Here is a 25408-nt window from a genome sequence, read left to right on the forward strand (position 1 = left end):
CGCAATCTTTGAATAATTTGAGGGGGGAAAACGGCGGAAAATCGTCAATTTCCATGACCATTTTTGCACAAGATCATGGCAGTCGCCGCCACATTCGTATTCTCGCTGTGGAGGGATTGTTAGAATTCTCAGATTATAATATTGTTATTATTGTATTTTTGCAATTCGAAGGACGCGCGCCCCCGCATCCCGAGGCCACACGTAAAACTAAGCCGTCGGAACTTCCGTTCCGCTGGTCCAAAGAATCAGGGTGATTCTCACTCAGTGGTTTCGACTACAACCAGCTCACGTTCGCTGGCGCCTCGGGCATGATCCAGTGCTTGTTGGTAAGCGGGCGAATTATAGCACTCAACAGCAGCTTCAACCGAGGGGAAGCGGGCGACCACATTACGCGGACGTTCTTTGCCTTCCAACTGCACGTACCGCGCGGCACGGGCTATGAACTCACCGCCATGGGCGGCGATCGCGGGACCTGCCAGCTCGGCGTATTTTCCGTATGCATCGGCATCAGTCACAGTGACATGAGCAATCCAGAGTGCAGGCATCTTATCCTCCCAAAACCTGTTCTGCGGCTTTTATGGCTGCTTCAACGTTCGAGGCATCTTTGCCTCCGCCTTGTGCCATGTCAGCCCGACCACCACCACCCTTGCCGCCAAGTTCGGCAACGGCAGCGCGAACCAGATCAACGGCCGAAACTTTGTCAGTCAGATCCGGTGTAACACCGGCGGCAACGGCAGCTTTTCCACCTGTATCTGCGATTAACAACACAGCACCTGAACCCAACCGGTTCTTGTGCTCATCGATCAGCGTTGGCAGGTCCTTTCCGGACACGCCGGTCAGTGATTGGGCGAGGAAGGCCATACCATTGACCTCTTTTGCTTCAGAGCCACCCTGCCCTGCGCCACCAGCCATCGCCAGATCACGGCGCAGTTGAGCAACTTCGTTTTGAAGCGATTTACGCTCATCCATCAGCGATTTCACACGCGCAACAACGTCATCAGGCTGTGCTTTCAACTCCAAAGCAATAGCGCCGAGACGCTGATCCTGAGCCGACAGGTGATTGAAAGCTTCGTCCCCAGTAAGAGCCTCAATCCTGCGCACACCTGCGCTGCTGGCGCTGTCGCCGAGAAGGACAAACGTACCTATGTCCCCCGTCTGGCGCACATGGGTGCCGCCACACAATTCGATCGACCAGGTCTCACCATCCTGCCCTTTGCCGGTAGGTGCCTTACCCATCGACACGACACGGACCTCATCACCGTATTTCTCGCCAAACAGCGCCTGTGCACCCAGCGCACGGGCATCGTCTGGCGTCATGATACGCGTCTCGACAGCCGAGTTCTGGCGAATAAAGGCATTCACCTCACGCTCGACCTTTTGAATCTCTTCCCGCGACAAAGCCTTTGAGTGGCTGAAATCAAACCGCAAACGGTCGGATGCATTTAATGAGCCGCGCTGAGCCACATGATCACCCAGCGTTTCACGAAGGGCTTCGTGCAACAGGTGCGTCGCTGAATGGTTTGCGCGAATGGCCGTACGTCTTGCGTGATCGACTTCAAGCTCAACAGCGTCACCTGTCGAGATCGATCCATGATCAACTGTCACCTTGTGTGCATAGACCTTGCCGTCGGCAAATTTTCTGGTGTCTACAACACGGGAAATGTCATTTCGTTCATCGAGCCTGCGGATTTCACCTGTATCGCCAACCTGACCACCGGCTTCACCATAAAACGGCGTCTGGTTAACCACGACCCAGCCACTGCCGCCTTTCTCAATACTATCGACCAAGGCACCGTCGACTACCAGTGCAGCCACCTGACCTTCGGCTTTTTCCGTGTCGTAACCAAGGAAATCGGTAGCACCGGCGGAGTCTAACACATCGAACCATACGACCTGATCAGCTGCTTCGCCAGAACCAGCCCAGGCAGCGCGCGCCTTTGCTTTTTGTTCGGCCATAGCGGCATCAAACCCGTCAGTGTCTACTGTACGTCCTTTCTCGCGCAGCGCATCCTGGGTAAGATCCAGCGGGAAACCGTATGTGTCATAAAGCTTGAATGCCGCATCACCCGGCAGCGGATCACCTTCCGACAAACCAGAGACCTCGTCATCAAGCAATTTCAAGCCGCGATCCAATGTTTGTTTGAACCGCGTTTCCTCCAGCAACAATGTCTCTTCGATCAGAGGCTGCGCCTGACCAAGCTCGGTGTATTGCGCGCCCATCAGTTGAACCAGAGTTGGCACCAAACGGTGCATCACCGGATCTTTCGCGCCCAACAAATGTGCATGGCGCATCGCACGACGCATGATACGACGGAGAACATATCCACGCCCATCATTTGACGGCATCACCCCATCAGCGATCAGGAAAGATGTCGAACGCAGGTGATCCGCAATCACACGGTGATGCACATTCTGATCCCCATAAGGATCAACTCCGGTGGCCTCTGCGGAAGCCTCGATCAGTGTTTTGAACAGATCTGTGTCGTAGTTGTCATGACTGCCTTGCAGCAGTGCACCGATCCGCTCAAGCCCCATGCCAGTATCGATCGACTGCATATCGAGCTCGACCATCGAGCCGTCTTCGAGTTGCTCGTTTTGCATGAAAACGATGTTCCAGATTTCGATGAAACGGTCGCCATCTTCTTCGGCGGAACCCGGAGGGCCACCCCAGATGTGATCGCCGTGATCGTAGAATATCTCGGTACACGGGCCACATGGCCCGGTTGGACCCATCTGCCAGAAGTTGTCATTGGTGGCGATGCGAATGATCCGGTCTTCGGGAACTCCTACCTTCTTCCAAATTTCAAAGGCTTCGTCGTCGGTATGGTATACTGTCGCCAGCAGGCGGTTCTTGTCGATCCCAAATTCTTTGGTGATCAGCTCCCAGGCGAATGGGATTGCTTCCGGCTTGAAGTAATCTCCGAACGAGAAATTTCCCAACATTTCAAAGAACGTATGATGGCGCGCGGTATAGCCCACGTTATCCAGATCATTATGCTTGCCACCTGCGCGCACACATTTCTGTGCTGTAGTCGCGCGATGATAATCACGGGTTTCTACGCCGGTAAACAGGTTCTTGAATTGAACCATACCTGAGTTCACGAACATCAACGTCGGATCATTGCGCGGCACCAATGGGCTGGACGCAACCACTTCGTGGCCTTGCTTGGCAAAGTAGTTCAGAAAGGTCGAGCGGATATCATTCAGCGTGGGCATTTGGGCTCTCTCAACGCGCATTCATAATGGTCTGCGAAGGTTTAGCCCTCTGTCAGAGGAGTGTCCACAGCATTGGACGGCCCAAACGAAACAAGGCGGCCCCCTTGAGCCGCCCCGTTCCAGGTATTCTCAGCACGATCGGAGTGCCGGGGGATTTCTGCTGATGCCGTCAGAGTGCATTACGCTTCGAGGATATCATCCTCTTCCGCCTCCGGGGGCATTTCAAAATCCAGACCGTGGGCCGCGCGAATCTTGTCTTCGATCTCCAACGCGGCGCGGGAATTGTCACGCAGATATTGCTTGGCGTTTTCACGCCCCTGCCCGATCCGCTCGTCGCCATAGCTGAACCATGAACCTGACTTTTCAACCACTCCGGCTTTAACGCCCAGGTCTAGCAATTCGCCCATCTTGCTGATGCCTTCGCCATACATGATGTCAAATTCCACCTGCTTGAACGGCGGCGCCACCTTGTTCTTCACAACCTTGACGCGGGTCTGGTTGCCGACCACCTCGTCGCGATCCTTGATCGCGCCGATGCGGCGGATATCCAGACGAACCGAGCTGTAGAACTTCAGTGCGTTGCCACCGGTCGTGGTTTCGGGGCTACCGAACATCACGCCGATCTTCATCCTGATCTGGTTGATGAAGATCACCATGCAGTTCGAGCGATTGATCGAGCCGGTCAGTTTGCGCATTGCCTGGCTCATCAGCCGGGCCTGAACGCCCACGCTGCTATCGCCCATGTCGCCTTCCAACTCGGATTTCGGCGTCAGGGCCGCAACCGAGTCGACCACAACCATGTTCACCGCACCAGAGCGCACCAACGTATCAGTGATCTCAAGCGCCTGTTCACCGGTATCGGGCTGCGAAATCAGCAGTTCATCCAGATCAACACCCAACTTGCGGGCATATTGCGGGTCAAGTGCATGTTCTGCGTCTACAAAAGCGCAAACACCGCCACGTTTTTGCTGTTCAGCAATGCAATGCAATGTCAGCGTGGTTTTACCCGAACTTTCAGGCCCGTAGATTTCAACAATCCGCCCCATCGGTAGACCACCGATACCCAAAGCAATATCCAGGCCCAGTGAGCCGGTCGAGCTTGCCTCGATATCCTGCTTGGAATCCTCGCCCAACTTCATGATCGAGCCCTTGCCGAACTGCCGTTCGATCTGAGCCAATGCGCTGTCGAGCGCCTTTTGCTTGTCTGCGTTTTTCTTGTCGCTCATCGTCAGAAGATCCGCCATTGTCCTGTCACTATCCCTTTTGTCACACCCTTTGACGGGCGGCAATCGCTGCTTTGTTCGCCTCTTGTTCCTTATGGGACCAAAAAGAGAACATTTCAACTAAAACTTATGAAATTCAGTCTTAGGCAATTGTGTTAAAGAGTCGTTTACGACAATCTGCCAATCGAAAAGCGTTGTAGAGAAAAGATAAATGCTTGTTTTTTATGAAGAGCGTCTCGCGTTTTTGTCCGTCCCCAAAACCGGCAGCACAGCCTACCAATCTGCTCTGAAAGACCGTGCCGATATCGTTGTCTCAGGTCCAACTGAATTAAAACACGCAAACATGCGCCGCTTTGACCGGTTCTATCAAACCATGTTCAAGAAGCTGTTTGACACTGAAATGGAGGTTATGGCCGTCGTCCGAGAACCCATCGACTGGTTAGGGAGTTGGTATCGATATCGCACGCGGCAAGAATTGAGAAATCATCCACACTCTACCCTGGGCCTTGATTTTGAGGCATTTGTAGTTGCCCATATGCAGAAATCCCCTCCGGCCTGTGCGGATGTCGGACGCCAGAGCGAATTCCTAATGCCACGCAGCAATGGTGCCGGAGTGAGCCACGTGTTTAAGTACGAAAACCAAGGCACGATACTCGATTTCCTACGAAATCGCCTGAACTGCGACATACAGCTTCCGCAAGAGAATGTTTCGCCCAAGCTCAAGCTTGAACTCTCGAAAGACACAGACCAGCAATTTCGCAGCTTATTCGCAGCGGAATTTGCTCTGCATCAATCTGCTGAGTAACGGCGTCAGTTGAGTTGCTGAAACACCGCTTCGGTCAGCTGCGTCAATGAAAATGGTTTTGGCAGAAAGGTCGAGTTTTCAATCTCGGGACCGGATTCACCAAATGCGCCTTCCGTATAGCCGGACATAAAGACCACCCGGACCTCAGGGCGCGTTTTCATTGCCTCGCGCACCCAGGTCGGACCATCCATGCCAGGCATCACCACATCTGTGACAAAAACGTCGACCGTGAGATTTGGGTCCTCCAACATATGCAGCGCATCCTCGGCTGATTCCGCCTCAAGCACTGTGTACCCCTTCAGACGCAGCGCACGCGTGGCAAAAGCGCGGACGGGGGCTTCGTCCTCGACTAACAGAACAACACCTTCACCTTGCCGCGGCTTTTGCTCTTCGGGGGCCTCTGGTGTGATCGGTTCAGATGTCTGCGCCGCAGCACTGACAGGAAGAAGAACGGTAAATTCGGTACCCGTACCGGGTACGCTGTCCACGAAAATGAATCCTCCGGTCTGTTTTACAATGCCGTATACCGTCGAAAGACCCAGACCTGTCCCTTCTCCGGTGCGCTTGGTGGTGTAGAAAGGTTCGAATACCTTTTGCAGCTTGTCCGGAGGGATACCTATGCCGCTGTCTATGACCTTGACCATCACATACTCGCCCGGCAGCACTGTCGCCCTGTCGCGCGAATAGGCCCGCTCTAGATTCAGAACTTCGGTTTCGATCCGAATCTCACCGCCGTCGGGCATCGCATCGCGCGCGTTTACAACCAGATTCATCAACACCTGTTCAAGCTGTCGTTTGTCGGCACAAACCGGCTTGAGCACGGGATCATGGCTGAGCGTCAAGCGGACCTTCTCGCCCACAAGGCGATTCAAAAGGTGGATCAGATCGGAAATCGTGTCTCGCAAATCCAACACCTCGGGCCTGAGGGTTTGCTTTCGCGAAAATGCAAGCAACTGACTGACCAGAGCGGCAGCGCGGTTGGCATTCTGGTTGATCTGTACAAGGTCACCATAATTCGGATCATTTTGGTCGTGGCGCAGCAACAGAAGATCGCAATGCCCTGATATTGCAGTCAGAAGATTGTTAAAATCATGTGCAACCCCACCTGCCAACTGGCCCACGGCCTGCATTTTTTGCCCCTGAACGAACTGCGCCTCAAGCGTTTTTAACTCGGTTGCGTCATTCAGAACTGCGATCAGATTTACCTGACCGTCACTCACAATACGAGACAGCGTGACCTGAACGAACACTTCTTTGTCTTTACGGGTAAGGCGCAGAAACTCTGACTTTGGAGCAGAAGTCTGTTCAACCGTACGAGCGAGCCAATCACGAATGGAATAGCCAAGCCCGTGCATAACCTCGTCAATTCTGGAATTGCCCAGCCGAACCTCGCCCACCAGTTCGATTGCAAGGTGGTTGGCTTCGATGATCTCACCATCGGGCGCCAATCTCATGATCGGAACCGGCAAATCAGCGAACGAAGTTGCCTCGTGTTTTGCACCGCTACCAGTGATCGGGGTCAAAATCAGTTCGCGTGCAATTCCGCTTCGGCGTAACTGAGAAACCAGGACAGTTTTACACCCTCGGGCGTCACTACTCGAATTGCACTGCCAAGCCCGCCGGGATCGCCCAGCACAGCATTCTCTGGTGATAACTCTGCAAACGTGGCGGGCGTGCGGCCAAAAAATTTTGCAGCTGCATCATTGGTGTTTAGAATAACTTCATTCCGACCAATGGTGATGACCGGTAACCCGACATTTCGCCAGGCTTGCTCAGCCTCTAATGCGAAGCGCCAGCAATACCAATCTTGATCCAGTTTCGATACCGTCACCGGTATGGTTTGACCACGTGTAACTACATCCTCTTCAGCTTTCACCCGTGACCGGAGCTGAGTTTGAAGACGCAGCAGAATCGCCGCCGGATTGGCGAATACAGATCGCAAGGCGTCATCCAGTTGTTTCTCTGGTATGGCATCAAGGCCGAGGCTGGCCTGCGAATTGACCAGGACTATTCGGCCATTTTGATCCGTAACGATACAGGCTGCGGTATCTTGTTCCAAAAGCGCTGCAATCACGCCTTTTGTACGCTGCTCAATCTGCTTGGCGATCCAATTGCCTAAGATTGCAAACCCAACAACCGCAAGAAAAGACAGACCAACGGTTGCAACACCAGTGTTCCATTGTTTTGGAAGGACACCCGAGGCAGCAAGCAGGCAGAGAAGAAGGGCAATCAAACCCAAAGACACATGGCGCCCGCGATCAGATACGACCCGATCTGACAAACGGGGAAACGCTTGGGGAACACTGGGCATAAAGCAGCTCTTATTAAGACATATTTGACCAATATCGGCCCGCAATCGTTAATTGCCGCTTAATAAATCAGCGGTGAAAACTCCTTTAAGTTGTTTGATCGGATCTAGGTTCTAGTCAAGTGGGCCGAATAAAATCCATCCGCCCCGTGTGAAACCAGCCACGTACCCCGAAACCCAGACCGCCAATCCGAATGCTCTTGCAGAAAACTGTCCACTATCGCGTCGTTTTCGACAGACAGCATTGAACATGTGGCATAAGCAATCGTACCTGCGTCTGCGGTCAATGGAGCGACGCTCTTCAAAATCATTGCCTGAATGCGGGTAAGTTCAAGCAAGCGCTCAGGCGTCAGCGCCCATTTCCCCGCGGGCGAACGGCGCCATGATCCGCTTCCAGAACAGGGCGCATCCACCAGAACGATGTCAAAGGGTGCCTGTCCTGATACCTGATCCGACGTCAGCAATGAAATTTCTGCGCGCGCCCGCTTTGCACGTGCAGGCAAATCTGCCATGCGACCTGGATTGATATCGTGCGCAAATACCTGAACGCCTTCGGCCCTTGCCGCCAAGGCCAAGGCTTTGCCACCACCACCGGCGCAATAGTCCAGAACCCTCATTCCAGGTCGCAAATCCATCGCTGCGGTAACGGCCTGACTGGCGGCGTCCTGCAGCTCGACTAATCCCTCAATATATGGATTGCATTGTGAAATTTTTCGTGCACCAGCGGTGACTTCCAAAGCAGTGTCACACGCTGGATGAGGTTGCGCCACTATGCCTTCATCCGAGAGGCGTTGGATGATTTCAACCAGATCAGCCCGCGACCGGTTTACCCTCAAATGCACCGGGGCCCGCCCCTGCAATGCAGATGCGGCTGCGTTGGCCTCATCTTTCAACGACGCCTTGAATTCGGGCCACAACCATTCAGGGATGTCGAGGGCTTCGGCCTCGGTCTGGAAACCTCGGTCTTTCTCGGCATCTGTTACCGAAGTTGGCGCATATCGCGCGCCCGAGAAGTACTGAGCAAGATCCTGACCCGATGATCGCATCGCGCCGATCATCAAGCCCCGCCCTGTTTCAGCCCCACCACGCGCGGCAAAGGATCGTTTGCAGCGTAACGCATCAAATACGTGATCGCGGATTGCCGCACGATCTTTCGAGCCCGCAAACCGACTGCGCCGCGCCCAACCTGTCAACGCTTTCTCGACTGGCGCTCCGGCCAATATCTCATCGAGGATGTCGATCGAGGCCTGAACTCGGGCTGCGGGTGTCATAGCTGGGTCCGTTTGACTTTGTCATAAACTTCGATGCCCAGATACGAGCACCATAGCGATTACATGATCCGATAGTTCGGGCTTTCGCGCGTAATCTGCACGTCATGCACATGGCTTTCCTTCAGGCCTGCACCGGTGATTTTGACAAAGTTGCAGTTGCGACGCATTTCATCCACCGTTGCACATCCGGTATAGCCCATCGCTGCGCGCAAGCCGCCAACCAGTTGATGCACAACCGCACTGGCGGACCCTTTGTAGGGCACCTGACCCTCGATCCCCTCGGGTACCAACTTATCGTTGGCTGCATCCTTCTGAAAATACCGATCCGCCGAGCCGCGCGCCATCGCGCCCAAACTTCCCATGCCGCGATAGGATTTGAACGAACGGCCCTGATACAAGATGACCTCACCCGGACTTTCGTCTGTGCCAGCGATCATCGAACCAACCATGGCACAAGATGCCCCCGCCGCGATCGCCTTGGCGAAGTCACCCGAGAATTTGATGCCACCATCAGCAATGACTGGCACGTCACCCGCTGCTGCCGCACAATCCATGATCGCAGTTAGTTGGGGAACCCCAACACCAGCGACCATCCGCGTTGTACAGATCGAGCCGGGCCCGATGCCCACCTTGATTGCATCAGCGCCTGCATCAATCAGTGCTTTGGTGGCCTCGGCGGTGGCCACGTTGCCAGCGATGATCTGAACCTCGTTCGACAGCGTTTTGGCGCGTTTCACTGCGTCCAGAACCCCTTGCGAATGACCATGCGCGGTATCTACAACGATGATATCAACCCCGGAATCGACCAGCTGCTCGGACCGTTCAAAACCCGCGTCCCCGACAGAGGTCGCTGCAGCTACGCGCAGACGGCCCAACCGGTCCTTGCAAGCTGTAGGGTTTAGCACAGCCTGTTCTGTGTCTTTCAGCGTCAGTAAGCCGGTCAGCTTGCCCTCGCCATCGACGACCAGCAGCTTTTCGATCCGACGGGCACGCATCAGGCTTTTGGCTTCTTCCAGATCGGCGGGCTCTTGCAGCATCGCCAGGTTGTCCGAAGTCATCATCGCTTTGATTGGCGTATCGTCTGAGGTCGCAAAGCGCATGTCGCGGTTGGTCACGATCCCCACGACCCGGCCACTTTCATCAACTACAGGAAAGCCGGTGAAATTATAGCGTTCGACCAGCGCCTGTGCATCAGCCAGCGTCTGATCCGCGCGCAACGTCACAGGATTGTAGACGATCCCGGATTCGAACCGTTTCACGCGCCGCACCTCTCGGGCCTGCTCTTCGACCGACAGGTTCTTGTGCACAACGCCGATGCCCCCGGCCTGTGCCATGGCAATGGCCATACGCGCCTCGGTTACCGTGTCCATTGCCGAGCTAAGCAGCGGAATGTTCATAGTGATCTCGCGCGTTACACGCGTGGTTGTATCCGCCGTCGCCGGAAGCACAGAAGATGCGCCCGGAACAAGAAGTACGTCGTCAAAGGTGAGTGCCTCACGAATCTGCATCTGAAAACCCCATGCAAAAGCCCGTTTGACGGTGACCCTATTACATGGATTTCACCCGAGGGAAAGCCCCGAACCCAAGTTGTTTTCCCCTGCGGGCTTCTGCCACGCCCGAAAACGACGCAAGCAATGCAAAACGTGCCGCTGAATGCCCTTTCCCTTTGCGTTCAAACCCATATGTTCGCCGGCATACGCGCGAATACAAAGGCAGGCCATTCATGACCACCGATCCTCTTGTCGTTTTCACTCCGTCCGGCAAACGTGGGCACTTTCCCGTTGGCACGCCAATCCTGACTGCTGCGCGCCAATTGGGCGTCGATCTGGATTCGGTCTGCGGCGGGCGTGGCATCTGTTCGAAATGTCAGATCACCCCCAGCTATGGCGAGTTCCCCAAGCACGGTGTGACGGTTTCCGAGGATGCCCTGAGCGAATGGAACGCCGTCGAGCAGCGCTATGATGACAAGCGCGGCCTGAAACCGGGTCGGCGTCTGGGCTGTCAGGCATCAGTTCAGGGCGATGTAGTGATTGATGTTCCGCCCGAAAGCCAGGTGCACCGTCAAGTCGTCCGCAAGGCCGCAGCGGCCCGGGCGATTACAATGGACCCAGCCACGCGCCTCTATTTCGTAGTGGTGGAAGAGCCGGACATGCATTCGCCCACCGGAGATCTGGAACGGTTGGAGCGCGCTTTGCGCGAGCAATGGAAGATCGATGCGATCACCGCCGATCTGTCCCTTATGTCCAAGCTGCAGCCAGTTCTACGCAAAGGGAAATGGGAGGTCACGGTCGCCGTTCACAAGGGCCACAAGGATGAAGTGGCGCGCATCGTCGAAATCTGGCCCGGTCTGCACGAACACGGACTCTATGGTTTGGCCATTGACCTCGGCTCGACAACCATTGCGGCACATTTGACCGATCTGGAGACGGGTGAGGTCAAGGCCTCATCGGGTCTGATGAATCCACAAATCCGGTTCGGTGAAGACCTGATGAGTCGCGTCTCATACGCCATGATGAATCCCGGCGGCGACAAAGAAATGACCAAAGCCGTGCGCGAGGCGATTAATGATTTGACAAACTCAATCGCAGATGAGGCCGAGATTGACGCAGCGCTGATTGTTGAAACAGTATTTGTCTGCAACCCAGTGATGCACCACCTACTGCTCGGGCTTGATCCGGTTGAACTCGGCCAGGCCCCGTTTGCGTTGGCAACTTCGGAAAGCATGTCCCTGCCCGCGCGAGAAATGGACCTGACTAATATGAACCCGCGTGCGCAGGTCTATATCTTGCCGTGCATCGCAGGCCATGTGGGCGCAGACTGTGCCGCCGTTGCCCTTTCTGAAGAACCCGGCAAATCCGAAGACCTCGTGCTGATCGTGGATGTGGGCACCAATGCGGAAATCCTGTTGGGCAACACTCAGCGCGTTTTAGCCTGTTCCTCACCCACTGGCCCCGCCTTCGAAGGTGCGCAGATCAGCTCGGGCCAGCGCGCGGCCCCCGGCGCGATTGAACGCATAGAAATCGATCCCGTCACCAAAGAACCGCGTTTCCGCGTGATCGGGTCCGAGAATTGGTCGGATGAAGATGGCTTTGATCAGGACATCGCGACAACCGGTATCACAGGCATCTGCGGCTCGGGTATTATCGAGGCTGTCGCTGAGATGCGTATCGCTGGCCTGCTGGACGAAAGTGGCCTGATCGGCTCGGCTGAACAGACGGGTACTCCCCGTTGCGTTCCTGAAGGCCGCACCAACTCCTATCTGATCCACGATGCCAGCTCTGAAGGCGGCCCGCGTATCACGGTAACTCAGGGCGATATCCGTGCCATCCAACTGGCCAAATCCGCGCTTTATGCCGGTGCGCGATTGTTGATGGACGAGATGGAGGTCGACCACGTGGACCGCGTGGTACTGGCCGGGGCGTTCGGCGCGCATATCTCGACCAAACACGCGATGGTTCTAGGCATGATTCCCGACGCGCCTCTGGACAAGGTTTCCAGCGCGGGCAATGCCGCGGGTACGGGCGCGCGAATTGCATTGTGCAACATCGGATCGCGGGCCGAGATCGAGCGCGTCGTGCGCGAGATAACCAAGGTCGAAACCGCGATCGAACCCAAGTTCCAAGACCATTTCGTCGCCGCCAACGCGATCCCGCACAAAACCGATCCGTTCCCTGAATTGGCGCAAGTCGTCACCCTGCCCGCTCCGTCCTTCAACACCGGCGGCGGAGACGATGAAAAGTCTGGTCGTCGCCGCCGCAGGAGGTCATAGTCCCTTCAAAACCTGGAGGGCGCGATGCTGACAATCAACGGTGATCAGGAAGAATTCTGGGGCAAGTCCGAAATGGGCACGCGCTGGCTGACCTTCGAGGATCAGTTGGACCATCTGTTCGCGCCCGTACTGGATCTGGTCCTCGATCACGCCGCGCTGGTTGGTGGAATGCGCGTCATCGATATCGGCTGCGGTACCGGTGCAAGTGCACTTCGGGCGGCGCAGCAGGTTGGACCCAAGGGGCATGTTCTGGGCATCGATATTTCGGAACAATTTCTCGAACGAGCGCGGATGCGCGCAGACGAGGCCAAGCTCGACAATCTCGAGTTCACATATGCCGACGCTCAGATCGCTGAGCTTTCGTCAGGCGGTTTTGATGCAATGATCTCGCGGTTTGGAGTGATGTTCTTCACCGATCCCGTAGTAGCCTTCGCCAATATGGCTCGGGCCTTGAAATCAGGCGGTCAGATAACCTTTGCAGCCTGGGGTGGTCTGTCAGAGAACCCTTGGTTCAAGATCCCGCATGTCGCCGCCGTCAAACGGTTGGGCCAACCACCCAAGGTGGACCGGAATGCACCCGGCCCTTTAGCATTCCATGACCGCGACAGGGTTTCAAACCTGATGGCGCAGGCTGGTTTAAAAGATATCCATATTGAAGCGGTCCCCCTTGCGCTGACCGCCCCTGCATCCGTCGGAGATGCTGCGCTTTTGTGTACCCGGGTCGGCCCCGCCGCGCGGGTGATCGCCCATTTCGAAGGTACACAGGAGGATGTTGACGCCATCGTGCGTGGAGTCGCCGAAGAATTTCGCGCATTCCAAACACCAAAAGGCGTACAGGTTCCAGCGGTCATCAACCTGCTGCAGGCGCGTGTATCGAGTTGATCGATAGTATTGGAGCGGGTAGCGGGAATCGAACCCGCGCGTTCAGCTTGGGAAGCTGACAGGCTACCATTACATCATACCCGCCGCTAAGAATTGACTACCACTTGTCCTGACCGGGGTTCAAGCCAAACCAGTACCGACAAAAACGAAAGAGCCGGGTCAAAGACCCGGCTCAATCTGTTGTTTTCCATAGATTAAGCGCGACGACGACGTCCACCGCCCCGACGCCCACCAGCGCCACCGGCGGCACCGGCTTCCTCAGGCGCTTTGTTGGACCTGATCCATTCACCACCATGCGGGTCATTGTTTGTGAGCAGATTTGCGGCGCGGATGGCCTCCATCTCTTTACCAGCGCGCGGTTTGGTCGAACCCAGGCCGAACATCTGAACGAAGGTTTCGTCATCCATGCCTTCTGGCAGGATGATGCCAGCGGCGGCAACCTGTTCCTTCTTCTCGGCAATCTTCTTCTGGGTTACCGGGAGAGCAACCGGGTTCATGATCGCCGACGTCATGCCAGCGCCCATTGCCATCGGCAGGAAAGCGTTGTTGATACCGTGACGGTTGGGCAGACCAAACGAGATGTTGGACGCACCGCAGGTGGTGTTTACACCCAGCTCTTCACGCAAACGACGGACCAGAGCAAATACCTGCTGGCCTGCAGTTGCCATCGCACCGATGGGCATAACAAGCGGGTCCACAACGATGTCATGCGCCGGGATGCCGTGATCCGCTGCACGCTCAACGATGGTCTTGGCGACGGCAAATCGCACATCGGGGTCTTCCGAAATACCGGTGTCATCGTTCGAGATCGCCACAACCGGTACGTTGTATTTCTTTACCAGCGGCAGAACCAGTTCCAGACGCTCTTCTTCGCCCGTGACCGAGTTTAGCAGCGGACGGCCCTCTGCGGCTGCCAGACCGGCTTCTAGCGCACCCGGAACCGAGCTGTCGATGCACAGCGGTACGTCAACCAGACCCTGCACCAGTTCGACAATCTTGCGCATCAGCGGCGGCTCGGTCTCGTTTGGGTTGGGGTTCGAGTTGTAAACAACGCCCGCGTTGATATCCAAAACGGTCGCGCCCGCCATAACCTGCGCCAATGCGTCTTTCTCAACGGTTGAGAAATCGCCCGCTTCCAATTCGGCGGCCAGTTTCTTGCGGCCTGTCGGGTTGATCCGCTCTCCGATCACGCAGAACGGTTCATCAAAGCCCAGAACGGCTGTTTTTGTTTTTGATTCGACGACTGTACGGGTCATGTCCGTTCCTTAGGAGTTTGCTGGCTTTGCCGAAGCGCCGCCGTTGTTGATCGCCCAGTTGGCGTTGGTTTTGATGCCGCCAAGCGGGAAGAAGTGGACGTTGGTGATGTTGAAATCCGGGTTGGCCGCTTTGTGGTTGGCGAGTTCGGTGATCACGTCAGTCGGCTCGTAAGGCAGCAGCAGTTTGGACACATCCATTGCGCGCTTTTGCAGAACTTTCAGCGACGGGCCTACACCGCAGGCAATGGCGAATTTAATCAGAGTCTGCAGCTTGGCAGGGCCCGCGATACCGATATGGACTGGGATATCAATGCCGGCCTCTTTAAGGCTTTCCGCCCAGGCAATGATCGGCTTGGCATCAAACGCAAACTGAGTGGCCAGCGCCATTTCCGCATCTGTTGTTTCGCTGAATTTTTGCTTCCAACGCAGCGCATCATCGACATTCTTGGTCGAACCGTCTGGGTCGATGTCCTTGTTCCCCTCGGGGTGACCGGCAACGTGCAGACGCTTGAATCCAGCCTTGTCGAACAAGCCAGTTTCCAGCAATTGCATCGAGCTGTCGAAGTCGCCGTGAGGGGTCGCGACACCACCGGCGAGCAGCAGCGCTTGTTCAACGCCCGCCTCGCCCTGGTACATCGAAATCCAGTTTTCCAGAGTCGCCGCATCCTTGATGATCCGCGCAGGGAAGTGCGGCATGACAGGGTAACCTTCAGCCGCAATGCGCTTGGCCGTTTTGACCATGTCTTCGATTGGCGTGCCCTCGATATGGGCGATGTAAACGCGTGTGCCTTCGGGCAGCAGCGCGCGGAAGTCTTCGACTTTTTCGGCGGTGCGCGGCATTACCTCGATCGAATAGCCCTGCAGAAAGGCCTCGACGGTCGGGTTCACAGGGCCGTTTTCGACCGCATCACGTTTCTTGAAGTTCAGCAAAGCCATAGCGGCCTCCCATAAAGATCTGGGGCTCATGCCCAACCGTCATTGGCGATCAGGGACTTGATACGGTCCTGATCGTATTCCGTTTCCAGGCGCGTGGCCTCGGCCTCGGCAATCTCGGACGGGTCGCCCTCAACCGCGAAAGGTTCGGCTTTGCGCCACTCCGCCAGATAGGCATCACTATCCTTGGCGTTCACCTTCATTGCGGCCCGGTCGATGGCTTGTTCAAACCGCTCTTCCAATTGCCGCTTGGCGCCACGACGGCCTTTGCCGACGATGACCTGAGCGGGAATGTCGCGCCAGTATACGATGGTGACGTCAGGCATAACTGTGATTCCTCCTAACCCGATGGGCCGGTTCTAAACTTCAATATGGGCGCAGGTCGGTCGATTTTCGACACACGGCGTATTTGCAGCGACCTTTTTGCCCAGGATCGGATATCGCTGCTTTTAAAGACCCCTGCCTCGAAACCGAACATCAAAATCCTCATGACTTTAATGAGTGTCTTGCGTGATTGAAAAGCGCGACCTATGGTCGGGGTAACTCGAAAATCGGAGGGCGTTTCAGATGGCGCCCAAGCGTCCCAAAGGTGCGGGCGCGTTCCCGAAAGCGGTCGAAAGCCCCGCGCCGGCAAGACCCGATCCAGATGCGTTGTATGCGGCGCTGGATTTGGGGACAAATAGCTGCCGCATGTTGATCGCCCAGCCCAAGGGCAGTGGCTTCCATGTGGTAGACAGCTTCTCCAAATCAGTGCAACTCGGCGCTGGTCTGGAACGCACCGGACGATTGTCGCGGGCGTCTATGGCGCGCACGGTGCAAGCCCTTCGGATTTGTCAGCAAAAGCTGAAACGGAACAAGGTCAAGCGCATGCGCTTGATCGCGACCGAGGCCTGTCGTCGTGCCAAGAACTCACGCGACTTCATCCGTCAGGTCAAACGTGAAACTGGCCTGACGCTTGACATCATTCAGCCCGAGGAAGAAGCGCGCCTGGCCGTCATTTCCTGCGCGCCGCTGGTATCAACCAAAACCGAGCAATTGTTGGTCGTGGATATTGGCGGCGGCTCGACCGAGTTGGTCTGGATCGACATATCCTCGGTTCCGCGCCGCGACCGACCTGCCTCGATCATGCGGCTGCATAACGGATTTCATACCGCCGACAGCCCATTTCCTGCGGCTAAAGTCGTGGATTGGATCAGTGTACCGTTGGGAGTGGCCACTTTGCGGGACCAGTTCAACGACGTCGAAGACGATGCAGCGCGATTTGCGCTGATGAGCTGGTACTTTGAAGAAAACCTTGCTGATTTTGCACCTTACAAAGATGAACAGGCTCGCGAGGGGTTCCAGATCGTGGGCACAAGCGGAACCGTCACCACGGTGGCTGCTTCGCATCTGGGTCTAAAACGCTATGACCGAACCAAGGTGGACGGATTGCGAATGACCAGCGATCAGATTGACAAGGTCATACGAGGCTATCTAGAACTCGGCCCTCGTGGGCGCCGCCGTGATCCCCGGATCGGAGAAGATCGGCAGGCCCTGATCATGTCCGGCTCGGCCATTTTGCAGGCATTGTTGCGCTGCTGGCCCACTGATCGCCTTTCTGTGGCGGATCGGGGGCTACGCGAAGGTTTGCTCTATGCGCAGATGAGCGCGGACGGTGTATTGGAAGACGGACCGTTCTGATGGCGAAGACACCAACCGGCAAAGGCAACTCGGGTCGCGGGCAACGTGACCTGAAGGTTAAAGTTAAGACAGCGCGCGGGCGTAAGCTCAGCTCGACCCGCTGGCTTGAGCGGCAATTGAACGACCCTTATGTCAAGCGGGCGCAGGTCGAAGGGTATCGCGGACGCGCAGCGTTCAAGATACTGGAGCTAGACGATAAATTCCGGTTCCTTGTGCCCGGCGCGCGCGTGGTTGATCTGGGTTGTGCGCCCGGTGGTTGGCTGCAAGTTGCAGTGCAACGTGTTAACGCATTAGGCGAGAAGAGCGGTAAGCGTATTGGCACGGTTCTAGGTGTCGATTTGCAAGAGGTCGAACCCGTAGCGGGGGCTTCTGCGCATGTGCTTGATTTCATGGAAGATGATGCCGACCAGAAGGTCAAAGACTGGCTGGGCGGTAAAGCGGATGTGGTCATGTCCGACATGGCGGCTGCATCCTCAGGCCACAAGCAGACCGATCACCTTAGGATTATGGCCTTGTGCGAAACGGCAGCCTATTTTGCGTTTGATGTGCTGGAAGAGGGTGGCACCTTCGTCGCAAAGGTTCTTGCGGGCGGTGCCGAGGGAGACCTTCAGAAGCTGCTCAAGCAGAAATTCAACAAGGTGGCCAATGTAAAGCCACCCGCGTCACGCTCGGACAGCTCGGAAAAATTCGTTGTCGCCACCGGTTTCCGTGGCTAAGCGACTGTAAGGTTGAATCTTTTAACCAACTGTAATTCTCGGGTGGCGATTAAGTCCTCTTGCACGACACGTTGCGGTTTACCGTGATTGCCTGCATTTCGCGCTGCGCTACACGGTCATAGATTGGCCGCATTGTCGTTTTATCCGCCGATCACATGAGAAAAACTGTCCTAGCACTTATTGTTGCCCTGATTGCGTTGGCCGCCTGGCAGTACAAGCTGCAGAAAACTGCAAACCAACAACTACTGATAGCCGAGCAGCGGGTTAAAGATGTCGTTTCTGCGGGAACGAACGATCTTGATTTTAAAGATCTTACTGAACTTCGAAAGCTGCCGGCCAACATCCCGGATATTCCGAATCTCAAATCTCTGAATGCACGGGGAACCAATCTAAGTGATCTGACCGGGCTGGAACGGAACGCAACACTCGAGCGGCTTGACGTGAACATGACGCGGGTCTCCGATCTTAGCCCACTTAACGGTTTACCGAACCTAAAGCTGGTTTACCTCCATGATACCTGGGTTTCTGATGTTTCTCCTCTCGCGACACTGCCATCGCTTGAACGCCTTGATATTGGCAATACCCAAATTGAAACGCTGGTGCCTGTTTTACAAATCGAGAACCTGAATTGGCTGAATCTTCACGACAGTCATGCGCTTGACGGGTCTGGTGAACAATTTGCGATCTTGCAGGAACGTCCATTTCTTCAGTTGTCAGGCGGTTCTGGCTTCCGACAAAATTATCAACCGGGCTGGCAGTACAACATGATGCAGCACCTATCGCGTTTGCGAGAAAGGCTTGGGCTTTAGGGTTCGTACGGTCGCCGTCCTAGTCCAGATCGATCTTACCCTGAGCGATCCGCTGTTTCTTGAGTGACGCCGTAGCAATCCCCTGAAACAAGATTGCCTCTCCATGATTTATATCGACAGGCTCGCGCGCGCGAAGTTCTTCAATGCGCTGATCCAACGTTGTTTTCCGATCAGCAGAAATCGGCTTTATGATAGTAGCTGTTCGATCCGGCATACATCACCTGTTGACAGTCCAAGTGCTGACATCGGTGTCTAGCCAACAAATGGGCCCGTATCGTGGCGTAAATCTGCCGGATTGGTGCCTGCTACCGCCCCATATCGCGCGCCAACTGCATTAGGTTCGGATCATCTGGAAGGATGGATAAAGCCTCGTCCAATGTCGCAATCGCTGCCTGTGGACCACGATTTATGTGGGCCAGCTGAACCAGCATCGGCCAGGCCTCAGACCGCTGTGGATCTAGTGTAACAACCTCTCGGAATGCCTTTTCCGCGGCTTGGGCATTTCTCAGCGTCAGTGCCCAGCCTCCCAAAACTAAGTGGGTTTCAGGAAAATCCAGACGATGCGAGATACTGCGCTGCCAGTCGGCCATACCCTGCTGAGCGGCCGCCCGTTGATCCTGCGTCATGGCTTGTGCAGGGATGGCAAGAAACTCCTTGGCTGCCGAATTTCGGACATTGCGCAAGGGGTCGGACAATAGCGGCTCAAGCCGCGCAACACGTTCCGGCATCGGCGCTTGGCGTTGCAAAACCGGCCCGTTGGCGCGAACCAGCGGATCCGGATCGGATAAGAGCGGCGCTACCCGCTGCGCAAGTACAGACGTCGCAAAGGGTTGCAGCAGATAGAGTGCAGTCGCGCGGACAATTCCTGCCTGCTCTATGTCCAAAGCGATCGCGATTAACGCTTCGGGATCGTCCAATTGACCAATGCCCGCCGCAGCAAACGCTGTACCATAATGAACGGTTCGATGGGCAGAGTTTGGGAACCAGTCAGAAATCTGTTGCGCAGCCCAGGGCTGCCCCTCTTCCGCATGACAATCGGTGCAAGCGTCAACTCCAAGCCCCAAATCCGGTCGGGGGATTCGGAAACTGTGATCGTGCCTGCCGTCCACGCCCATATAGACTCGCTCGATCATGTGGCAGTTCTTGCATTGGGAGCCATCAGAGTTTTCTGCATGGTGATGGTGTTCGGGCGTGTCATAACTGGCCAATCGAAGGGTTGGGAATTCCGAGTTTCCAGCGGGCGAATGACACTGCGTGCACAAGCCATTCCCTTCGGCTTTTACCTCGGCCCGGTGAGGATCATGGCAATCCATGCACCCTACCCCCTCAGCATACATGCGCGATTGAAGGAACGAGCCATATACGTAGACCTCGTCCAAAATCTGCCCATCCGGGTGGTAAGCGCCCGGTCGCAGGACAGCCAAATTATATGCGTCATGAAAAGGCGTACCGGGGACCGGATTACCATCCTCCAGCGCCTCGCGCCGGGAATGGCACCCGGCGCATTGCTGGATGTCTGCCTCGGTCTGCCCCCTGCCCAAATTGATTGGAAACCCAAACGCGCCCAACCCGTCATCAAGCGCTTTCCCAGTCGTCCACTCAAGATGCGCTGATCCCGGCCCGTGACAAGCCTCACAACCGACGCCGATTTCAACTTGTGTCGACGCATAGCGCCTTGTCTCGGCATCGTAATTCTTCACGTAACCGGTCGCATGGCACTCGGCACAGCGCGCGTTCCAGTTCTTGTAGGGCCCTGTCCAATGCAGCCCGTCATTGGGTGGTAAATCCTGTTCTGGATAGAGGTGATACCAGCGGCTTTCTTCCGTGTCCCAGACGACATCGAAACTCTGCAATCTGCCTGGTTCAGTTTCAAAGAGGTATTGCTGCAACGGCGCAATGCCGACCACCGAATGCACCGGATAGTCGGTGATAACGCCATCTTTTTCGGTGACTTGCGCTGAAAGAACGCCGTTTTTATCCACGAAAGAAACGATCATCCCATCATGGGAAAAGCTGGTCCCATCGAAATCAGCCAGAACTCGGCCATCTTCTACCTCGGTCCAAGCGAGATCGTGATGTGACCCTTTCCAGGCTTCAGTTTCGTCTCGATGGCAATCTGCGCACAGCTCGGATCCGACATATTCCTGTGCCCAGCCGGGCGGCGTGGTTGCCCACAAGATCGCAATCAGAATGAGCTTGCGGAAGTACATCAAGTGGTTTCCGCATTTTTTAAGTCTATCAAGGCCCCGTTATACTCGGCACCCAGGATCAGCATGGCGGAACACAGGTACAGGAAAATCAGCGCTGCCATTGCCCCTGCGAGGCCCGCATAGGTCGCGCTATAGGTGGCAAACTGGGCGATATAGATCGAAAACCCCCATCCACCTGCAGCCCATAATGCCAAGGTCAGGATGACCCCCGGAAGTATTTGCGAAAGCCTATGCCGCCGTGTGGGTAAGATCAGATGAGCCAGAATAACTGTGCCTGCCGGTACTGCAACGGTGAACGTCCATCGCAGGCGGTCAACGGACAGCCAGTTATCAACATCAACAGCCGTCTTTTCCGAGACCAGACGCGTGTAGACAGGCAAAACCACCTCAACCGCTGCGATGGCCAAAATTGCGGCCCCACCGATAATAACAAGCGCAAAACACAACAGCCGGGTTTTCCAGAACGGCCAGATATCTTTGTCATGATAGGCTTGCGTCATGGCGCGACGTACGGCAGCAACACCATTGGATGCGAAGTAGATCGCTAACAAACCGCCCAATGTGATCACGCCCGACCCTGCCCCTGCCAGCACAGCCCGCAACTCAGAAACAATCGGATCGGCGACGTCTTTGGGCCAGGCACCAAAAATCAGCTCTATCAACTCGTCCGTCACATATCCCTGTGACAAAGCCCCCGCCAACGCCACTGTGAATAGCACAAACGGAAACAGCGCCATCATCAATGACATCGCCACATGGCTGCTCATGACAAAACCGTCTTTGTCGTTGAACCGACGAAAAGCAAGCCAGAGCGCGCGCAGAAACTGATTGGATGAGAGAATCGATACACGTGACATCGCAACAGCCTAACGCGCCTTTTGCGCTGGCAGAACCGCCAATTCGCCATTTGCAAGGAATTCCAGCGCTTAACCTTCTGTATGGATTGCATAAACTGGTAAGCCTGTGCAGGATCGTGCAAGATGTCCCAAATCACGCACCAGCGGCAAGCAGACCCAGGCCAACTCATGACCTCTGATCCCGAAAATAGCCCATCCAGAGCGCGCCTGCAGCTGGGCGTTTTGAGGGATGTTGTGATCGTGGCCACTCTTGTGGTGCTTGGCCTTTATGCAGGGGCGAATTTTCTGGTGCCGTTGACCATGGCACTGCTGATCAATGTACTGATCCTGGCCCTCAGTGACCGGGTCATCGCGGTGACACGTGTACCAATCTGGATCGCGAACTTAGCCGGAGTTACTGTCGTTTTGGCAGGCTTGTTCATGATCATGTATATTCTCGGCAGTCAGGCCACGCAATTTGCGCGTTCGATCAACACCTATGAAAGCCAGTTTGATGGTGCGGTGCACAGAATTACCGGATTGGTCGGAAATGACGTCACCAGTTTCATTCGGGACAATCTGGTCAGCATCGACATGTCCTATGTTGCACGGCTTTTGCTGGGCAGTGCCACATCACTACTGAACCAGTTTTTCCTGATCAGCCTGTATGTCGCATTTCTGATGGCCGAGCGCCTGGCATTTCGCAAGAAAATCCAACTTGCAGCAGGCAACCCGCAGCTTGGCGCTGATCTGGCTTCGGTTTTGGATGCTATCTCGTACAGTCTGCAGCGCTATGTCGGGGTGAAGACTTTGATCAGCCTGATCACGGCCCTCATAAGCTATTCCATATTCAAAGCACTGGGGCTGGAATATGCCGAGACATGGGCCGTTCTAACATTCGCGTTGAATTTCATCCCGTCTATCGGCTCGATCATTGCAGTGATCTTTCCGTCCATGATCGCATTGGTGCAATTTGAAACCATTGGACCATTCCTTATCATTGTCTTGGGCTGCGGCACGCTGCAATTTGTGATCGGCAATTTCCTGGACCCAGCCATGCTTGGCCGGTCTCTTAATATGTCGACCTTTCTTGTCATATTGGCACTAACATTCTGGACCACAGTCTGGGGTCTGATCGGAGCGTTTCTAAGCGTGCCCTTAACGGTGTGTATCCTGATTATTTTCAGTCATATTCCAGCACTCAGGCCTGTTGCCGTTCTGATGTCGCTGGATGGTCAATTGGACGATGACAGCCATGCGAGTGTTGAAGACAAACAATAAACCTCGACCCATCTTCATAGGCTCGGAAATCTATCGCACCTCGAGCTATGGCGCAAAACACCCACTTGCAATCCCGCGCGTTTCCACTGTGATTGACCTCTGCAGATCGATGGGTTGGCTGAACTCGCAGAACTATCGGACCAGCCCGTGTGCCAAACCTAAGGCACTGCAGCGATTTCATTCACCTGCTTACATTTCAGCATTGCTAAACGCCGAAAAAACACAGTCGGTCTCCGACGAGGTAAAACGCAGGTTTGGTCTGGGCACATTGTCCAATCCGGTATTTGGAGAAATGTATCGACGGCCAGCCACTGCCGCCGGAGGATCGATGCTGGGAGCCGAGTTAATTTGGAACGGTGGTATTGTGTTCAACCCAGCAGGAGGTACGCATCATGGATTGGAAAGTCGAGCCAACGGCTTCTGTTACCTAAACGATCCAGTTCTCGCGATCCTCAGACTGCTTGATCTTGGGCTTGAACGAATTGTCTACATAGACATCGACGCCCATCATTGCGATGGCGTCGAGGCTGCGTTTCACGGTTCGTCAATGGTGCGCATAATTTCGATTCATGAGGCGCGCAGATGGCCCTTTACCGGACTACTGGAAGATGACGCAGGTGGCGCCGCATGGAATTTACCTGTTGATCGAGGTCTAAATGACGATGAATTCCAAGCCATTCTGGAGGGGATGATTCTTCCTGTAACTAACGCTTTCCACCCACAAGCCATTATCCTGCAATGCGGTGCCGACGCCGTCACCGAAGACCCGCTATCGCGCCTCGCATTGTCAAACAATGCGCACTGGCGTGCCGTTTCCAGCCTCCAACACTTAACACCTCGGTTTTTGATCTTGGGTGGCGGGGGTTATAATCCTTGGTCTGTCGGCCGTCTGTGGAGCGGTGTTTGGGCAACCCTGAACGGATATGAAATCCCTTCTCATCTGACAGAAGAACAGCAATCTATCCTAAACGCGCTGAGTTGGAACCGAAAGACCGGTCGCGACCGACCAACCCACTGGACAACCACACTACGTGATCCCAGTAATCCCGGGCCCATCCGCGCGGAGTTAAAGAGTGATATTCAAAAACTCAGAACTCGGAATTCAATGTAGTCTGAGCAACTTCGCCCTGCTAACGTTCTATCATTACTTCAAGATCCCGACTCTCGGCCATCGCAGACGATAGAACGCGAGACCGGTATTTCGGGCTATTACGGGACAATTGTTATGAGCGCACTCAACCAGATTATGGATCTCAGATCCCGTATGGGCCAATCGATCATTGGCCAGATCGAGGTGATTGATCGCCTGCTGATCGGTCTCTTGGCCAATGGTAACCTTTTGATCGAGGGCCTGCCTGGTCTGGCCAAGACACGCGCGGTCAAGGCAATGGCGAAGAATATGGATGCAAGCTTTAGCCGCATTCAGTTTACGCCGGACCTACTGCCTTCGGATGTGACTGGGACCGAGATTTTCCAGCAGACCGATGCAGGGGGTAAGTTCAAGTTCGAACCGGGACCGATTTTTGCGAACATCGTACTAGCCGATGAAATCAACCGTGCGCCCGCCAAGGTGCAGGCGGCGTTGCTGGAAGCTATGGAAGAACGGCAGGTCACTGTTTCAGGAACCACGCATAAAATGGATTCTCTGTTTATCGTCATGGCCACCCAGAACCCCATCGAACAGGAAGGTACCTATCCACTGCCCGAAGCACAGATGGATCGATTTCTGATGCATGTTCAAATCACTTACCCCCCCGTCGAAGACGAGGTTGAAGTTATCCGCCTGGTCCGGGGCGAAGATATCGCAGCCAACAAAGGTGGGGCGCGTGAAACTCCAGCCGCGATACCACAGGAAGCCATCTTTGCGGCAAGGTCAGAGATCGGTCAAATCCATGTGTCTGACGCGATGGATCGTTATATGGCCGACCTCGTGCAGGCGACGCGTACGCCCGAAGCTTTGAGCCCCGAACTCGCGAGTTGGATTGAGATCGGCGCCAGTCCACGCGCGTCACTGGCGTTGGACAAATGCGGGCGCGCCCATGCCTGGATGAACGAACGCGATTATGTTGATCCTGCAGACATCCGCGCCATTGCGCATGACGTATTTCGTCATCGCGTTACACTCAGTTTCGAAGCGCAGGGATCAGGCAAATCCTCAGATGACGTGATCGCAGAACTCCTTCGCCTGGTGGCGCTTCCCTAATCGCTAAGGA

The 25408-nt window shown here is 55.2% G+C and carries 20 protein-coding genes, 1 tRNA gene and 1 pseudogene; 9 read left to right on the top strand and 13 right to left on the bottom strand.

From position 1 onward, the window contains the following. Positions 1-257 precede the first annotated feature (257 nt). The 3 genes from ACRZ91_RS03535 to recA form a co-directional block, all read right to left on the bottom strand. Positions 258-545: a DUF1330 domain-containing protein gene (locus ACRZ91_RS03535; RefSeq protein ID WP_170539803.1), complete on the bottom strand. Its 288-nt coding sequence runs from the start codon at positions 543-545 to the stop codon at positions 258-260. A 1-nt stretch (position 546) separates the two neighbouring features. Next, entirely contained in the window at positions 547-3216 is a 2670-nt protein-coding gene (gene alaS / locus ACRZ91_RS03540) for an alanine--tRNA ligase (RefSeq protein ID WP_480902646.1), read from the bottom strand. A 179-nt stretch (positions 3217-3395) separates the two neighbouring features. Then, the gene (gene recA / locus ACRZ91_RS03545) at positions 3396-4460 is read right to left on the bottom strand and encodes a recombinase RecA (RefSeq protein ID WP_010440218.1); all 1065 of its coding nucleotides are present in this window, start codon (positions 4458-4460) and stop codon (positions 3396-3398) included. Between the two features lie 190 nt (positions 4461-4650). Here recA and ACRZ91_RS03550 point away from each other — a divergent pair, with 190 nt between their 5' ends. Next, positions 4651-5244, top strand: a complete 594-nt coding sequence (locus ACRZ91_RS03550) for a gamma-glutamyl kinase (protein ID WP_480902648.1) — start codon at positions 4651-4653, stop codon at positions 5242-5244. Between the two features lie 5 nt (positions 5245-5249). Here ACRZ91_RS03550 and ACRZ91_RS03555 read toward each other — a convergent pair. The 3 genes and pseudogenes from ACRZ91_RS03555 to guaB form a co-directional block, all read right to left on the bottom strand. After that, a pseudogene (locus ACRZ91_RS03555) lies at positions 5250-7555 on the bottom strand (ATP-binding response regulator). Between the two features lie 104 nt (positions 7556-7659). Continuing rightward, positions 7660-8823, bottom strand: a complete 1164-nt coding sequence (locus tag ACRZ91_RS03560) for an RsmB/NOP family class I SAM-dependent RNA methyltransferase (protein WP_480902651.1) — start codon at positions 8821-8823, stop codon at positions 7660-7662. Between the two features lie 59 nt (positions 8824-8882). Continuing rightward, a complete protein-coding gene (gene guaB / locus ACRZ91_RS03565) occupies positions 8883-10331 on the bottom strand; it encodes an IMP dehydrogenase (RefSeq protein ID WP_170470449.1) in 1449 nt (482 codons plus the stop codon). A gap of 215 nt (positions 10332-10546) precedes the next feature. Between guaB and ACRZ91_RS03570 the strand changes: the two genes are divergently transcribed. Both ACRZ91_RS03570 and ACRZ91_RS03575 read left to right on the top strand, forming a co-directional pair. Next, the gene (locus ACRZ91_RS03570; protein ID WP_480902655.1) at positions 10547-12592 is read left to right on the top strand and encodes an ASKHA domain-containing protein; all 2046 of its coding nucleotides are present in this window, start codon (positions 10547-10549) and stop codon (positions 12590-12592) included. A gap of 24 nt (positions 12593-12616) precedes the next feature. Further along, on the top strand, positions 12617-13474 hold the full coding sequence (locus ACRZ91_RS03575) for a class I SAM-dependent methyltransferase (RefSeq protein ID WP_480902657.1): 858 nt from the start codon (positions 12617-12619) through the stop codon (positions 13472-13474). Between the two features lie 10 nt (positions 13475-13484). On the opposite strand, the gene ACRZ91_RS03580 is transcribed toward ACRZ91_RS03575, so the two are convergent. From ACRZ91_RS03580 to ACRZ91_RS03595, 4 genes are all read right to left on the bottom strand, one after another. After that, positions 13485-13558, bottom strand: a tRNA-Gly gene (locus ACRZ91_RS03580). 110 nt (positions 13559-13668) lie between these two features. After that, positions 13669-14730 (bottom strand): methyltetrahydrofolate cobalamin methyltransferase, encoded by a 1062-nt coding sequence (locus ACRZ91_RS03585; protein WP_170774150.1) that lies wholly within the window; start codon positions 14728-14730, stop codon positions 13669-13671. A gap of 9 nt (positions 14731-14739) precedes the next feature. Beyond that, positions 14740-15666 (bottom strand): methylenetetrahydrofolate reductase, encoded by a 927-nt coding sequence (locus tag ACRZ91_RS03590; protein ID WP_480902660.1) that lies wholly within the window; start codon positions 15664-15666, stop codon positions 14740-14742. Between the two features lie 26 nt (positions 15667-15692). Further along, positions 15693-15989 carry a virulence factor gene (locus ACRZ91_RS03595; protein WP_480902663.1) on the bottom strand — a complete coding sequence of 99 codons (297 nt, stop codon included), beginning with the start codon at positions 15987-15989 and terminating at the stop codon, positions 15693-15695. A gap of 241 nt (positions 15990-16230) precedes the next feature. On the opposite strand from ACRZ91_RS03595, the gene ACRZ91_RS03600 reads away from it, so the two are divergent. From ACRZ91_RS03600 to ACRZ91_RS03610, 3 genes are all read left to right on the top strand, one after another. Then, the gene (locus ACRZ91_RS03600) at positions 16231-17343 is read left to right on the top strand and encodes a Ppx/GppA phosphatase family protein (RefSeq protein WP_480902665.1); all 1113 of its coding nucleotides are present in this window, start codon (positions 16231-16233) and stop codon (positions 17341-17343) included. After that, the gene (locus ACRZ91_RS03605; RefSeq protein ID WP_480651416.1) at positions 17343-18059 is read left to right on the top strand and encodes an RlmE family RNA methyltransferase; all 717 of its coding nucleotides are present in this window, start codon (positions 17343-17345) and stop codon (positions 18057-18059) included. Before ACRZ91_RS03600 ends, ACRZ91_RS03605 begins: the two co-directional genes overlap by 1 nt. Before the next feature lie 155 nt (positions 18060-18214). Further along, positions 18215-18868 (top strand): leucine-rich repeat domain-containing protein, encoded by a 654-nt coding sequence (locus ACRZ91_RS03610; protein ID WP_480902667.1) that lies wholly within the window; start codon positions 18215-18217, stop codon positions 18866-18868. Between the two features lie 19 nt (positions 18869-18887). Here the strand turns inward: ACRZ91_RS03610 and ACRZ91_RS03615 are convergent, their stop codons facing one another. The 3 genes from ACRZ91_RS03615 to ACRZ91_RS03625 form a co-directional block, all read right to left on the bottom strand. Continuing rightward, positions 18888-19025: a hypothetical protein gene (locus ACRZ91_RS03615; protein WP_170470473.1), complete on the bottom strand. Its 138-nt coding sequence runs from the start codon at positions 19023-19025 to the stop codon at positions 18888-18890. A 148-nt stretch (positions 19026-19173) separates the two neighbouring features. Next, positions 19174-21078, bottom strand: coding sequence for a cytochrome c3 family protein (locus ACRZ91_RS03620; protein WP_480902670.1), 1905 nt, complete (start codon positions 21076-21078; stop codon positions 19174-19176). Next, positions 21078-21935 (bottom strand): YihY/virulence factor BrkB family protein, encoded by an 858-nt coding sequence (locus ACRZ91_RS03625; RefSeq protein WP_170539836.1) that lies wholly within the window; start codon positions 21933-21935, stop codon positions 21078-21080. The genes ACRZ91_RS03620 and ACRZ91_RS03625 overlap by 1 nt, the downstream gene beginning before the upstream one ends. 123 nt (positions 21936-22058) lie before the next feature. Between ACRZ91_RS03625 and ACRZ91_RS03630 the strand changes: the two genes are divergently transcribed. From ACRZ91_RS03630 to ACRZ91_RS03640, 3 genes are all read left to right on the top strand, one after another. Continuing rightward, positions 22059-23195, top strand: a complete 1137-nt coding sequence (locus tag ACRZ91_RS03630; RefSeq protein WP_480422950.1) for an AI-2E family transporter — start codon at positions 22059-22061, stop codon at positions 23193-23195. Then, positions 23170-24306, top strand: a complete 1137-nt coding sequence (locus ACRZ91_RS03635) for an acetoin utilization protein AcuC (protein ID WP_480902673.1) — start codon at positions 23170-23172, stop codon at positions 24304-24306. Before ACRZ91_RS03630 ends, ACRZ91_RS03635 begins: the two co-directional genes overlap by 26 nt. Positions 24307-24420: 114 nt before the next feature. Further along, a complete protein-coding gene (locus tag ACRZ91_RS03640) occupies positions 24421-25398 on the top strand; it encodes an AAA family ATPase (protein WP_480902675.1) in 978 nt (325 codons plus the stop codon). The last annotated feature ends 10 nt before the right edge of the window (positions 25399-25408 follow it).

The sequence above is a fragment of the Ruegeria sp. O11 genome (assembly GCF_056535285.1).